This window comes from Roseimicrobium sp. ORNL1 (assembly GCF_011044495.1).
Classification (GTDB): domain Bacteria; phylum Verrucomicrobiota; class Verrucomicrobiia; order Verrucomicrobiales; family Verrucomicrobiaceae; genus Roseimicrobium.
In genome coordinates this window covers 560,046-572,911 of sequence record NZ_CP049143.1, presented here as the reverse complement: position 1 = coordinate 572,911, position 12,866 = coordinate 560,046, and the positions used below count along the sequence as shown (strand labels likewise).

Annotated in this window: 12 protein-coding genes; 8 read left to right on the top strand and 4 right to left on the bottom strand. The window is 59.0% G+C overall.

Annotated features, from left to right (window positions below; genetic code table 11):
- The first annotated feature begins 119 nt into the window (after positions 1-119).
- The 5 genes from G5S37_RS02260 to G5S37_RS02245 all read left to right on the top strand — a co-directional run bounded on the left by G5S37_RS02260 (position 120) and on the right by G5S37_RS02245 (position 5,193).
- A complete protein-coding gene (locus G5S37_RS02260) occupies positions 120-797 on the top strand; it encodes a hypothetical protein (RefSeq protein WP_165200367.1) in 678 nt (225 codons plus the stop codon).
- Between the two features lie 322 nt (positions 798-1,119).
- Positions 1,120-1,299, top strand: a complete 180-nt coding sequence (locus tag G5S37_RS32470) for a hypothetical protein (protein WP_240914916.1) — start codon at positions 1,120-1,122, stop codon at positions 1,297-1,299.
- A 2-nt stretch (positions 1,300-1,301) separates the two neighbouring features.
- The gene (locus G5S37_RS02255; RefSeq protein WP_240914904.1) at positions 1,302-1,829 is read left to right on the top strand and encodes a hypothetical protein; all 528 of its coding nucleotides are present in this window, start codon (positions 1,302-1,304) and stop codon (positions 1,827-1,829) included.
- A gap of 376 nt (positions 1,830-2,205) precedes the next feature.
- Positions 2,206-4,326 (top strand): elongation factor G, encoded by a 2,121-nt coding sequence (gene fusA, locus G5S37_RS02250; protein WP_165200346.1) that lies wholly within the window; start codon positions 2,206-2,208, stop codon positions 4,324-4,326.
- 201 nt (positions 4,327-4,527) lie between these two features.
- Positions 4,528-5,193 carry a hypothetical protein gene (locus G5S37_RS02245; RefSeq protein WP_165200344.1) on the top strand — a complete coding sequence of 222 codons (666 nt, stop codon included), beginning with the start codon at positions 4,528-4,530 and terminating at the stop codon, positions 5,191-5,193.
- Positions 5,194-5,323: 130 nt separating this feature from the next.
- Here the strand turns inward: G5S37_RS02245 and G5S37_RS02240 are convergent, their stop codons facing one another.
- Positions 5,324-6,208, bottom strand: coding sequence for a polysaccharide biosynthesis/export family protein (locus G5S37_RS02240; RefSeq protein WP_165200342.1), 885 nt, complete (start codon positions 6,206-6,208; stop codon positions 5,324-5,326).
- A 50-nt stretch (positions 6,209-6,258) separates the two neighbouring features.
- Positions 6,259-7,539, bottom strand: a complete 1,281-nt coding sequence (locus tag G5S37_RS02235; protein ID WP_165200340.1) for an NAD(P)/FAD-dependent oxidoreductase — start codon at positions 7,537-7,539, stop codon at positions 6,259-6,261.
- Positions 7,540-7,692: 153 nt separating this feature from the next.
- On the opposite strand from G5S37_RS02235, the gene G5S37_RS02230 reads away from it, so the two are divergent.
- Positions 7,693-8,811 (top strand): hypothetical protein, encoded by a 1,119-nt coding sequence (locus G5S37_RS02230; protein WP_165200338.1) that lies wholly within the window; start codon positions 7,693-7,695, stop codon positions 8,809-8,811.
- A 44-nt stretch (positions 8,812-8,855) separates the two neighbouring features.
- Complete coding sequence (locus G5S37_RS02225) at positions 8,856-9,500, top strand: GNAT family N-acetyltransferase (protein WP_165200336.1); 645 nt, start codon at positions 8,856-8,858, stop codon at positions 9,498-9,500.
- A gap of 27 nt (positions 9,501-9,527) precedes the next feature.
- On the opposite strand, the gene G5S37_RS02220 is transcribed toward G5S37_RS02225, so the two are convergent.
- Together G5S37_RS02220 and G5S37_RS02215 are read right to left on the bottom strand one after the other, a co-directional pair.
- On the bottom strand, positions 9,528-11,603 hold the full coding sequence (locus G5S37_RS02220) for a prolyl oligopeptidase family serine peptidase (protein ID WP_165200334.1): 2,076 nt from the start codon (positions 11,601-11,603) through the stop codon (positions 9,528-9,530).
- 117 nt (positions 11,604-11,720) lie between these two features.
- Positions 11,721-12,062, bottom strand: a complete 342-nt coding sequence (locus G5S37_RS02215; protein ID WP_165200332.1) for a hypothetical protein — start codon at positions 12,060-12,062, stop codon at positions 11,721-11,723.
- Between the two features lie 187 nt (positions 12,063-12,249).
- Between G5S37_RS02215 and G5S37_RS02210 the strand changes: the two genes are divergently transcribed.
- On the top strand, positions 12,250-12,846 hold the full coding sequence (locus tag G5S37_RS02210) for a hypothetical protein (protein WP_165200330.1): 597 nt from the start codon (positions 12,250-12,252) through the stop codon (positions 12,844-12,846).
- The last annotated feature ends 20 nt before the right edge of the window (positions 12,847-12,866 follow it).

Below are 12,866 nucleotides of genomic sequence, written 5' to 3'. Positions count from 1 at the left end.
CTATCTCGAATAAGGGTGCTGGAAAGATATTCACAGGACTTCGAACAAAGACTTCCCATCCAACGTCGAATCCTGTAAAACCATCTGGCATACCCAATGCTAGAGATCGTTTCATCCCTATGATGCGAGTCCCTCAACCCGGCTGCTGGTATCGCTTCACTCCTGCCGACTGGCAGTTTATCGGCGATATTCTCGCGCTCTCCGAGCGCAATCGTGAAAGCCTCGCCAAGCTTGGCGACGACCCGGACGCGGTGCGATCCATCGCGGACGAACCGCGATTGTTCGAGGCACTGCTCATGAGCCAGCGAGCGGCGCTGGTCTCTCCCGAGCTCTTCTTTTTCGTGGTGGTGCGACAGACACTGAAACGCATTGGCGTGCAGGATCTCGAGGTGGCGGACTACATGGCCGTGGTCTGCGCGGACTTCGGCGTACCCACGAATCCGGCCGCCGACCGCGAGCAGGAGAAGGCCAGCCTGTACAGCGTGGACTATCTCCAGGCTCTGGAGAGTGCAGGAAGCCACGAGCGCTTCTTCATTCATGTGCAATGTGCAAACCAGTTCCTGGTGCTCACCTGCCTTTACCCCTCCTTCCTGCACCATCGTGCGGAGAGAAAGGGCGCTCCGGATGTGAAATTCTACGACGGCGTGGTGATGAACCACCTCTCCGCCGCGGGACGCCACATCCTGGCCTCAGAGTTCGCGCTGCATGACGTGCTCATGAAGCTCTCCGAGGCCTTCCCACCCGTGCGCCGCGCCATGAACTACACGTTGCGCGAGTACCTGCACCTGGGCGCGTGAGCTAGCTGAGAGCAGACCAGATTTCGGAAAGGAGGTGATCCCATTGCATGCGGGAGACAAGGCGCTATCATGTGCCTGTCTCCCGCCATCGTCGTTATGTGACGGTGCTTTGCGATGAAGCGTATCCTTCAATCTCTCTGGCAGCGCCTCACCAAGCGGCGCGAGAAGGATGCTTCACAAGAACCAGCCGAAAGGCGTGACGCATGCTGCGCCCCAGTCAGTGAAGCAGCAAATCTGTCTCCACAGCAACACCCCCGTCCCGCCTGCGTCCGATTCTGCTCTCCGGATCGTCCTGACGAGTTGATCTCCCCTGCCTCCCTCCATGAAGACTCCTCCCGTGATCAAGATCGTGAGCCTGGACGCGCGCTGGCGTGCGTCCGTGCAAGTGCCCAAGGAACAGAAGCTCGCGGCTCTCGCGGTGCAGCACGGTCAGCCAACGGCACCGGATCCCATCGCGGCCGCCGTGGCCTACCGTGCCTCCATGCAGAAACCCTCGAGCTAGGCCTGCTGGAACTGCCCCGTCTTCATGGGGCAGAGCATGATGTCCGCTTTGATATCGACTCCAATCTGGCCATCAAGCTCACTGGTCCCGGAGAATATGGCTGGGAGGGTGGTCTTGAAAAATACCTGCAGCGCCTCGTCTGGTGCAACGAACTCTTTGAGGAAGCCTTCTTCGTGGAGGGCCTCGTGACGTTAGCGGGAGAACAGGCTGAGCGCTTGGTCATCACCCAGCCATGGTACGACGCCGACCATGAGCGACCTCACCCCACGCAGGACGAAATCGACGTCTACATGCGTGCCAAGGGCTTTCACAAGGCGTACGACGGCGCCTACCTGCACAAGACACGGGACCTCGCTGCCAGCGACGCCGTGCCGAAGAACTTCATCCGCACCCGAGCTGGCGTGACGCATGCCATTGATGTCATCACTTTGGAGCCGACCGGCAGCAAGTATGAGCGGCTGCAGAACATGGTGCACGGTCAGCCGCAGATTCCTTCTGACGTGGTAGTGGCGTCGGTTGTTCAGAGCTGAGGAGGCCACCTGAAAACCCGACACCTCATCCCAGCTCGCCCGACGCACGTAATTGACTTTTGCGGGAATACCCGCATCTTCTTTTCACCATATGTTCCCCGTTGCACGTAACTGCATTCACCACTCTGGCTGTCGCCAGGGCAGGGATGCTTTTGCGTGCAGTCAGGCCGAGGCCCTTTGATGGGGCTTCGTCATGTCCCGTGAAAAGACATGACTTGATGTGCCGCAACCCGGCCGCCTGATTCACTGCCACTTTCCCCGAGAGCCCTGGAGACCTTCTCCAGGGCTTTTTTGCGTTCCGGGGATGTGCCGAAGACCACCGCCAACGTGAGGACGCACACGTGGCAGGACCCAGAACAAGAAACAGAGCATTGCTATGAGAACGACAACGACAAACACCACCCCTGCGACCCAGCGTGAACGCATCCGCAACATCGGCATTGCCGCCCACATCGATGCGGGCAAGACCACGCTTACCGAGCGCATCCTGCTCGCGTCCGGCGCGATCCACCACGCGGGAGACGTGCATGAGGGCAACACCACCACTGACTTCGATCCGCTGGAACGTGCCAAAGGCATTACCATTTCGGCGGCGGCGATTCCGTGTGCGTGGACACCACGTGAAGAGACTGGCGTCGCCAAGCTCTTCGCGGGGCAGCGTCATGCCCTCAACATCATCGACACACCCGGCCACGTGGATTTCACGGCCGAGGTGGAGCGCTCCATGCGCGTGCTGGATGGCGCCATCGCTGTCTTCAGCGGCGTGGATGGCGTGCAGCCACAGTCTGAGACTGTGTGGCGCCAGGCCGACCGCTATGGCGTGCCACGCCTTGCGTTCGTCAACAAGATGGACCGCACTGGCGCGGACTTCATGCGCGTGGTGAAGCAACTGCAAACCCAACTCGGCACGAATGCGTGGCCCGTACTCGCACCCATCGGTGCGGAAGACGAGCTGCGTGGTCAGGTCGATGTCATCAGCCAGCGTCGCTACATCTTCTCCAGGGAATCCCAGCAGAGCTGCACGGTGGAGGAAGGACCATCCGATGATGATGGCCCTGCTGCCGCACTGCGCTCAGAACTCGTGAATCGCATCGCGGAGCTCGACGATGTGGTGGCGGAGCTGTGGCTGAGTGATCAGACCGTGCCCGACGAGGTGCTTCGAGCTGCGGTGCGACGCCAGACCCTCGCCGGCAAGTTCGTGCCAGTGATTGGCGGAAGCGCGTACCGCTATGTCGGCATCGAGCCCCTGTTGGATGCCGTGGTGGATTTTCTCCCCTCCCCACTCGATCGCGGAACAACGGAAGCCCTCAATGACGAAGGTGAATCCATCTCCGTGGACAACGGTGTGGACGCGCCGCTGGCCGCGCTTGCCTTCAAGCTGGTGCACGATGGCCAGTCAGGACGTCTCGTGTACGTGCGCGTCTATCGTGGCGTACTGGAGCGCGGCATGACGGTGATCAATCCCCGTACAGGTCAACGCGAACGCATCGGCCGCATGGTTCGTGTCGTGGCGGATCGTCGCGAAGAGCTGTCGCGTGCTGAGGCGGGTGACATCTGCGCCGTAGTCGGTCTGCGTGGCTTCCTCACCGGAGACACGTTGTCCGATCTCGATGCCATCGTGTCTCTGGAGCCCCCGCAGTTCCCGCAACCGGTCGTCTCCTTCGCTGTGGAACCGCGCACCAGCGCTGACCGCGAACGCATGAGCGTGGCACTGCAACGCCTTGCCGAGGAGGACCCGACTTTCCGCACCTACACCGATGCCGAGACCGGCCAGACCATCATGGCCGGCATGGGTGAGTTGCATCTTGAGGTGCTGCTTACCAAACTGGCACGCGACCATCGCGTGGAGTTGAACTCCGGCGCTCCGCAAGTGGCCTGGCGTGAAACCATCGAGCGCAGTGCCGAGGCTGACCACCTTCTGAAAAAGCAGAACGGTGGACAGGGCAGCTATGCCCGCGTGTCTTTGCGCGTAGAGCCCCTGCCTGCGGGCAGTGGCAACCGTGTGGAGAACCGTGTTCAAGGCGGCGCCATCCCCTCACAGTTCATGCGCCCGGTGCATGCGGGCATTGAGTCCGCACTCGAAGCCGGTGTACTGCGTGACAGCCCTGTGGTGGACGTGCTGGTCACCATCCTCGATGGTCACTCGCATGCGAAAGACTCGAACGACCTGGCCTTCCGCCTGGCCGCCATTGAGGCCACACGCGAGGCGTTGCGTGCGGCACGTCCGGTGCTGTTGGAGCCGCTCATGGCGGTGGAATGCACCGTGCCGGAAGCGCACCAAGGAGACATCCTTGGTGACCTCAGTCGTCGACGCGGTCAGGTGCTGGGTCTGGGCATGCCTGCCCAGAACGGCGTCACCGTCGTGCGTGCTGAGGTGCCCCTCGCGGAACTGTTCGGGTATGCGGATGCCATTCGCAGCCTGAGCAAGGGCCGTGCGAGCTACACCATGAAGCCTGCGCGCTATGAGCGGGCGCCGCTTAGCGCCATCATTACCTGATACACCAAGCTATCCCGTTGCCGGATGACTTCCTTCACTGGAGGTCATCCGGTTTTTCGTTTCCAGCCCAAATCACTCGAGTGGGGTTTGTGACAATGTTTCTCTACATTTTACAAAGCAAAGCTGTCTGCGCACACGTCACCCGGTTAACCGTCCATACATACAATCGATGCAAGCATCTATTCCATGCTTAGAACCTCCATGAACATCACATCGATATCATCAAAGAAGAACACCCTCCTGAACCTCTGCATTGCAGCCCTCCTTTCCGGAGGTAGTGCCCTGGCCGGTGAATCCACTCCTGCCACCGAAACCAGGCTGCCGCGCACCGGCGCCGAGAGCATCCTGACCGTCCGCCCCACCGGTGCCGACACGCCCAGGGTGACAGATCAAGAAAATCCGCGCGGACTCCCTGAGAAACTTCCCGATCTGGTGCCCGTGTACTTCACCGGTTGGCGCTCTGACTATAGCGATGAAGAACTGCACTGGGATGGACCCGTCAATTACTACGAGACTGACGTGGCCGTAACCAACCTTGGCGAAGCTGACGCACCCTGGTTCTACGGTTACTTCAAGTTCAAGGTCCTTGAGACCGCAGACCCGGTGAACTGGGGAGTCGGGTCCTCGGCCTACTGCGGGAATGCCGCCTTCCTGAGTGGCATCGACGCCCTCGACACGGTCTTCGCCACCTACTGCGGATGGAACGGCTTCTACCTTCCACGTTGCGTCACCAAGGCTGAAGTCGTCTTCATTGCAGACAAATACTTCAAGTATCTCGGAGGCACTCCGGAACACGGAGCCATCGTGGAGTCCAGTGAACTCAATAATGTGAGCGAGCCCCTTATCATCACCCAGGAGGTGGAATAATCCGTGCTGACCTAAAGACCGAGCAACGCGCGAAGATGGCTCTCCATCTTCGCGCTTCTGCGTTGGGGCTGACCTTCCTGGCACCGCATACTGAGACGGAATGATGCATGGATGCCCATCCCCGCGTAAGTCAGCCAAAATACTGCTTCTCAATTTCGCATTGGATGAAGAGAGCCAGTTGCCTGCACGTCCGCCCTGCGGCTCTGACTTCTCCGATGTATGGCACTTCCACAAAACCGTCCTGCATCACCGTCAGCATATGCTTGTCGCGGCCTGCTGCAGGAATTTGGACGGAGATCACGTCTCCGGCACGGAGGACACGAAGTTCATCATGCTCGGGCCTGGCACGGTTACGAACGGAGAGATTGTCTCGCTTCTTCTTCCACACCAACCCGTTCCTCTTGTTGTGTTCACGGTCGTCACTGGCAAAAAAGAACCTCCTTGTGCCCAAGTGGTAGTGCACGGTCCAGTCTGCCCAGTAGTCCCCATAGCAATGCGCCGCGGTGAGTTGTAGTCGCAGTGTTTCGCCGTCAGCCTCCCATCCAAGAAAGTGACACCCAGTGTGGTAACGCTGCGTACCATCACCCGAGAGCGAGTACACGCGATCAAACTCTGTCCAAGCCAACTCGTCGAAGGCTTCCCCGGGCCCATCCTTCACCACAGCGCCCTCCTTGGTGATGCGATACAGCACGGCAACGCTGTCTCCACTGCCGGTCTTTTGTACACGGATGAGCCATTTCTCTGACGGATGAAACGAAAATAAAGCGCCGTACATGGCGGGATCGCGCTTTCCTGTCTGCAGCTTCACTGCGGATCCGCCACCCTTGCGTGAAATCCAAAACTCCCAATCCCAGATATCTCCCGTGGTGGTGTGATACTGCTCGATGAGGAATCGCCCCGTCGGAGAAGCGGAGGTGTAGTTGGGGACTTTTACCAGGGATGCGTCCTGCGCCACCGATCCGCTGACCACCAGCAGCGTGCACGTGGATAAAAGTGCCAGTCTCAGCAGCAGCATGAATGGGATGTTACTCCAAAGTCACGCCACTGCATCAGGAATCCGGCAGTTCAATCCTTCTTCACCTGCCCGACACTCGTGATCAACCTCGCTCCCTGCGCCCGGGTAAAGTAGGACCACACCCAGATGAGGAACACGGACACACGGCTGCTCATGTTCATGAGGAAGATGAGGTGCACGAAGACCCACGTGAGCCAGGCGGGCAGGCCGCTGAACTTCACGAAATGCAAATCCGCCACGGCGCGATTCCGCCCGATGGTGGCCATGCTGCCGCGGTCCCAATAGGAGAAAGGCTTTGTCACGTTCCCTTTGATGCGCGCCAGGATGTTCTTCGCGGCGCACTTTCCCTGCTGCATGGCCACGGGTGAAACGCCGGGCAGCGGTTTACCATCTTTCCCCAAGCAGAGGGCGGTATCACCGATCACGTAGATCTCAGGATGATCCGGAAGATTCAGCTCTGGCGTGACCTGGATGCGCCCGGCGCGATCCAGTGTGCCGGGAAGTGCCTTCATCAGCGGTGAAGCAGCATTGCCCGCCGCCCAGATGACGGTGCGCGCATAAATGAATCCACTGGCGGTGCTCACGCCCGACTCATTCACATCCTGCACAGCGACCTTCAGCCGCACATCCACCTTCAGATTGCGGAGCTGTCCTTGTGCCTGCTCCGAGAGCTTCGGGTCAAAGGCCTGCAGCACGCGATCTGACGCATCCAAGAGGATCACCCTCGCCTCCGAGGGGTCGATGTGGTGGAAGTCACGCAACATCGTCTCACGAGCAATCTCCGAAATGGCGCCCGCCATCTCCACGCCCGTGGGACCTGCGCCCACGATAACAAAGGTCATCAAGTGCTCGCGCTCCACGGGGTCCTTCTCCGCTTCTGCTTTCTCAAAGGCCAGCAGCAGCCGGCGACGGATGCCGAGGGCATCGTCCAGTGTCTTCAACCCGGGCGCGTAGGCTTCCCACTCCGGATGGCCAAAATAAGAATGCCGCGCTCCGGTCGCTACGATAAGATGGTCGTAGGGGATGCTGCGATCACCAGCCAGCACGAGTTTCTTCTCCACATCGAAACCGGTGACATCCGCCATGAGGATCTCGATGTTCTCCTTGCTCCTCAAGATGGCTCGCACGGGCTGGGCGATATTTGCCGGGGAGAGTCCGGCTGTGGCCACCTGGTAGAGCAGCGGCTGGAAGAGGTGGTGATTCTCACGGTCGAGCACGGTGACCTGCACGTCCTTGTTTCCCAGAGCCTTGGCGGCGGACAGTCCGCCGAAACCTGCCCCAACAATCACCACCCGGGGACGCGATTCTGAATTCTCTGCGTTTGCGTTCATGCGTTGTTTCAGAAGAGGGGTGAAACCAATCCCATATCCAGCGTGAATGAAGGAAGCACGGTTGCCCCAGCACTCCAAACGCGAATCAACAGCCATTTGCGTGCCGCTTCCATTCTGCTTTGCTATGGCGTGATGAGATTTGCCTCCCTAAGCTTGCTTACGCTTGCTATCGCATTTTCGCTGCCCGCCCCTGGACAGGAAAAGGAGAGCATCGTGAAGCAGGCCGTCTTCAGCCGTAGTCTGGCGGACAATCAAACGCCTGGAGAGAAGACGGACACCTTCCTGCCTGATGAACCGGTGTACCTCTCGGTGGAATTGAAAAGCCGGCCAAAGAGCGGCGTGCTCAGTTGTCGCTTTCTGATGGAGAGCACGGCTATCGGCGAAGCCAAGGTGGACCTGGCGTCCACGAGCAAGGGAGCACTTGCCGTCGTAGGTCAGAGCACCTTTGCAGGCTTCCACCTGGCGCCCGGCAATCCGCTGCCCATCGGCAGCATGTACCGGGCCGAACTCACGCTGGATGAAAAAGTGCAGGGCTCATTCCCCTTTCACATCTCTCCACCCAAGGGCGCCATCGAGACCAAGCTGAAGTCCACCGCCTTTGAGAAGGAGGTCATGGGTCAGCGGCAGCCCCTGGAGCCCGAGGTGGAGCTCGCTCCGGAGGACAGTGTCATCTTCAAAGGCATGGCGGACGTTGGCGTGAGCACCTGGCTGCGCATCACCTGGCTGGTCAATGGCAAGGCCGACCCCAAGGGCACGAACAGCCACACGATGGAAGAGAACAAGCAGGACTGCGGTTTCTCCTTCACCTTCCGGCCGGACAATGGCTGGCCGGCAGGCAAGCATGAGGTGAGTCTGGTGATCAATGGCAAGGAGGTGACCCGCCAGCCGTTCACCGTAAAAAGTGTTTTACCTCCACGGACGGTAGTTCCAGTGATGCCGATCGAGCTGGCAGGATTTGCATTGCTCCGGACAGATGCCAAGGGCGAAAAAAACACCGAAGTATCCGCCTTTGACAATACCGATACCGTGCTGACTGCGGAATGGAGCCTGAAGACACCCGTGAAAGGAACCGGCGTGCAATACAAATGGACACAGGTGGATGCCGGCAAGGTTAAGGATGTGCCCATCGGCCGTGCCGATCTGCCGGACGGCATCTACCGGAGACTGCGGACGAGCCTGAAGCTGGACGAGCCTGCGCCTGTGGGGAGGTATCGTGTGGACCTGTTGCAGAATGGCAAGGTGATCGACAGCAGGCCGTTTGAGGTGAGGTGATTTCCCAGCGCTTCACGGGTTGATTGCCTTGGCTTGACCCTCCCATGCTCCAATTCTTCAAAGACCTTTGGTGGTATCTTGGATACCCCTGGCCCAAGTCCGCCCTGAGGAAACTCCGGGCCCTCAAGATTTCAGTTTGTCCAGCGGAGCGGTTACCAGAGTGCCTGGGACTTTACGAGCGGAACATCCCTCACGGACTTCCTGCCGATCACTTGGAGGAATACGCTGATGTGATTTACGGCGGAAAGCAGCTTGTCCTGCTCGTGGAGGATGGGGACAAGCTCCTGGCCACATTCACCCTCGCACGCTATGCCCGGGGCAACCAAATCTCGCTAGCCTACGTGCTGGTGGATCCTGTCCATCATCGCAGTGGCGTTGGCACCACGATGATCTTCGCGACTATCGCCATGCTTTCCGGGGAAAACAGAAATGCAATCCTCGGGATCACAGCCCTCCCAACTTCAGCGGCATTTTACAAGAAATTGGGATTCTCAAAGGTGGGGAGAATAAAAATCGACAATGGACAATCCGTCGGGCTTTTTTCCGTCTTCATCTGGTCGGGAGTAAGCTGCGATTGCCTGAGGTGGTTGAACGAAGCAGGAGTCCGACTTGATGCAAACGGAGGTATGATCCCAGTGATTGAACCTCCAAAAAGAGAATCGGAGACCCTGGATTCAGGAAACAGCTAACCCTTCTGGCGCATCGCTGGCTGGCCGCTACTCCACCCCGAGCACCTTCAGCAGAAAGGCCCACTCGTCCGCGGTCTCTTCAATGATCTTGCTCAGCGCGGTGCCGCCACCGTGGCCGGCGCTGGTCTCGATGCGGATGAGTACGGGCGGGCCATCCTTGGCCTGACATTCCTGCAGCCGCGCAGCGAACTTGAAGCTGTGCGCGGGCACCACGCGGTCATCATGATCCGCCGTGGTGACGAGGGTGGCGGGATAGCGCGTGCCTTCCTTGAGATTATGCAGCGGGGAGTACTTGAGCAGTGCCTTGAACTCATCCGGCTTCTCGCTGCTGCCGTAGTCGCTCTTCCATGCCCAGCCGATGGTGAACTTGTGAAAGCGCAGCATGTCCATGACACCCACACCCGGCAGCGCCGCGCCAAACAAATCGGGGCGCTGAAGCATGCAGGCGCCCACGAGCAGGCCGCCGTTGCTGCCACCTTGAATCGCGAGCTTCGAGGGCTGGGTATAGCCTTCCTTGATGAGCCACTCTGCAGCGGCGATGAAGTCATCGAAGGTGTTTTGTTTGCGCAGCTTGGTGCCAGCTTCGTGCCACTCGGAGCCGTACTCGCCACCGCCACGAAGGTTGGGCATGGCGAAGACGCCACCCTTTTCCATCCACACCGCACGGCTTACGGAGAAGCTTGGGGTAAGACTGATATCGAAGCCGCCATAACCGTAAAGCAGGCACGGATTATTGCCATCCAGCTTCAGGCCCTTCTTGTGCACAATGAACATGGGCACGCGCGTGCCGTCCTTGCTGTTGTAGAAGACCTGCTTCGCTTCGAGCTGTGTGCCGTCATAATTCAGCTTCGGCTGGCGCCAGACAGTGCTCACGCCGGTGGGCACATCATAGCGGAAGATGGTAGTCGGCGCGGTGAAGCCGGAGAAGGCATAGAAGCTCTCCGTCTCTGAGTTCTCCCCACTGAATCCACCAACGCTGCCGATGCCGGGCAGGGCCACATCCCGAATGAGTTTGCCTTCCAGGTCGAACGTGCGTACGGCGGATTTCGCATCCTGCAGATACTCGCCGATGAGCTGGCCACCCAACATAGCCACGCCTTCCAGCTTGTGCTCCGTCTGCGGGATGATTTCACGCCAGTGCTTCTTCTCCGGCTTGGTGACATCAATGGCGACGACACGATAACGCGGCGCATTGAAGTCCGTGTGGAAGTAGAACACGGAGCCCTGGTTTTCGATGAAGTTGTACGCGGCGTCGAATCCCGTGAGCAACTCCACAAAGCCCGAACGCTCCTGGGTGAGATCCTTGTAGAAGACCTGCGTTTTCGAACTCGTGTCCTTGCTGATGCTGAGAATCAGGTAGCGCCCATCCTCGGTGACATAGGGGCTGTAGCTCCAGCCGGGCTGGTCCGTGCGGGCGTAGATGAGCTTGTCCTCGGACTGCTTTTTTCCGGGAACGTGAAACCACACACTCTGGTTCTCATTGCGCTCGGTGAGAGCCGCGCCGCCTTCCGGCTTGGGGTAGCGGCAGTAGAAGAAGCCACTGTCATCGCGCATCCAGGTCGCGCCGCTGAACTTGATCCACTGCAGCACTTCCGGCAGGTCCTTGCCGGTGGCGATGTCTTTGATGCGGAATTCCTGCCAGTCACTGCCCGCGCTGGAGGTGCCTACCACCATGAGTTTCCCATCCTCACTCACCGCGGTTTCCGTGAGAGAGACGGTGCCGTCTTCGGAGAGCTTGTTGGGATCCAGCAGTTCGCGCCCCTCCTGCTCCAGAGAAGGCGTCACATACAGCACGCTCTGGTTCTGCAGACCGGTGTTGCGCGTGTAGAAGTACTGCCCACCTTTTTTGAAAGGAACGCCAAACCGCTCGAAGTTGAAGAGCTCCTGGAGGCGATTGCGAATCTGGTCCCGCTGGGGGATTTTTTCCAGCCAGCCAAGGGTCACCTTGTTCTGCTCTTCCACCCAGGCCTTGGTCTCGTCACTGTTGTCATCCTCCAGCCAGCGATACGGGTCCTGTACCTTCGTGCCGAAGTAGTCATCCTCTACGGACTGCTTTTTCGTCTCGGGATAGGCAAGGCCTTGGGGAAGGAGCGTCGATGGCATGAACAACATGGCACCAAGGATACGTGCGGCGCGGCGGAGTGGCAGCAGGCACACTCGCCGCATCAGCACAGACTTCCCCGTTCTGAGGGTGTTAACGATTGAAACTGAAGACACAGTTCAAGATACGAACGGCAGCCTCTTCAGGTAGCCCATATAGGCAGCCAATCCGCCCAGCGCGATGGCTATCCAAAGCACGGCAGTGGCGGACAGGACGTTCTTTTTCACCAACACCGGCAGGAAGCCGAGAATGAGGAAGATCAGACCCTTCCCAATGACAAAATGGGACGCGTACGAAACTTGCAGCTTCGCAATCAGTCCGAATCCCGCGACCAGCAGGATCAGCAGACCGATGCCGTGATACATCATTCCCTTCCGGTTGCCAGAGGCAAGCGCGCCGAAGCCGGCGAAGAGGAGAATCAATCCAACCAGGTGAGCAATATGGTAGAAGGCAATACTCATGGCCGCATGCTGTCACGGAGTTGCCTGAGGCACAAGTGGTGATGCATGAAGACGGCGGGCGACATGAGGACCCACCTGACACGGCATGAGAATTTTCACAAACAACTGACAACATTTCCTTATTGTTGCGTTGGGTCTGTGGCAGAATGCATGCCCGCCCGCCCACATGCTTCAACATCCCTACCTTATGAAACGCCTTTCCGTTCTCCTCATGGCCACGGCTGCCCTGCTGCTCACCGGCGTGGCCTCCGCTCAAACAAGTGTGCCCGCCTCCCTGCAGCAGAAGTTTCCGGCGCTGCGCGTGCAGCCCAAGGTGGGCACCAAACGTGACACGGTGAAGGGTTCCTACTACGAGCAGACCATGCACATTTCTCCGTCCGTGGTGGTGGAAGGCGCAGCCACCCAGGCCCAAGGAGCCATGGAGGCGACCATGATCGTCATCGCCATGGATACCGAAGCGAAATACAAGGAGCGCCGTGAAGTCTACAAGGTGCTGAGTTCGGAAACCCTTCCCATCCCCGCGGTGGACAAGGCCACCAAACGGGAATTTGAATTCAAGCCGTCGAAGACCAGGTTCGACGCCTACAAGGACGCCTCCAATGTAGGCGGGCTGGTTTACAAATGGTACATCTTCGGCCTGCGCGATGCGGATACCAAGCAACTGCTGCATTTCGAGACGAACTGCCCCGCACTGGAGAAGTTTGCTTCTTCAAACCCGGAGACTCGCGACAAGAGCCTGGGATACAAAGGCGGGGCTCAGTTCGACACAAACTTCAAAAAGTAAGGCACAAGCCCGGCGCCACT

Bases quoted from the DNA above. Each gene is read 5' to 3' on its own strand.
- G5S37_RS02260 (WP_165200367.1), top strand. From the start codon at position 120: ATGATGCGAGTCCCTCAACCCGGCTGCTGGTATCGCTTCACTCCTGCC.
- G5S37_RS32470 (WP_240914916.1), top strand. From the start codon at position 1,120: ATGAAGACTCCTCCCGTGATCAAGATCGTGAGCCTGGACGCGCGCTGG.
- fusA (WP_165200346.1), top strand. From the start codon at position 2,206: ATGAGAACGACAACGACAAACACCACCCCTGCGACCCAGCGTGAACGC.
- G5S37_RS02245 (WP_165200344.1), top strand. From the start codon at position 4,528: ATGAACATCACATCGATATCATCAAAGAAGAACACCCTCCTGAACCTC.
- G5S37_RS02240 (WP_165200342.1), bottom strand. From the start codon at position 6,208: ATGCTGCTGCTGAGACTGGCACTTTTATCCACGTGCACGCTGCTGGTG.
- G5S37_RS02235 (WP_165200340.1), bottom strand. From the start codon at position 7,539: ATGAACGCAAACGCAGAGAATTCAGAATCGCGTCCCCGGGTGGTGATT.
- G5S37_RS02225 (WP_165200336.1), top strand. From the start codon at position 8,856: ATGCTCCAATTCTTCAAAGACCTTTGGTGGTATCTTGGATACCCCTGG.
- G5S37_RS02220 (WP_165200334.1), bottom strand. From the start codon at position 11,603: ATGCCATCGACGCTCCTTCCCCAAGGCCTTGCCTATCCCGAGACGAAA.
- G5S37_RS02215 (WP_165200332.1), bottom strand. From the start codon at position 12,062: ATGAGTATTGCCTTCTACCATATTGCTCACCTGGTTGGATTGATTCTC.
- G5S37_RS02210 (WP_165200330.1), top strand. From the start codon at position 12,250: ATGAAACGCCTTTCCGTTCTCCTCATGGCCACGGCTGCCCTGCTGCTC.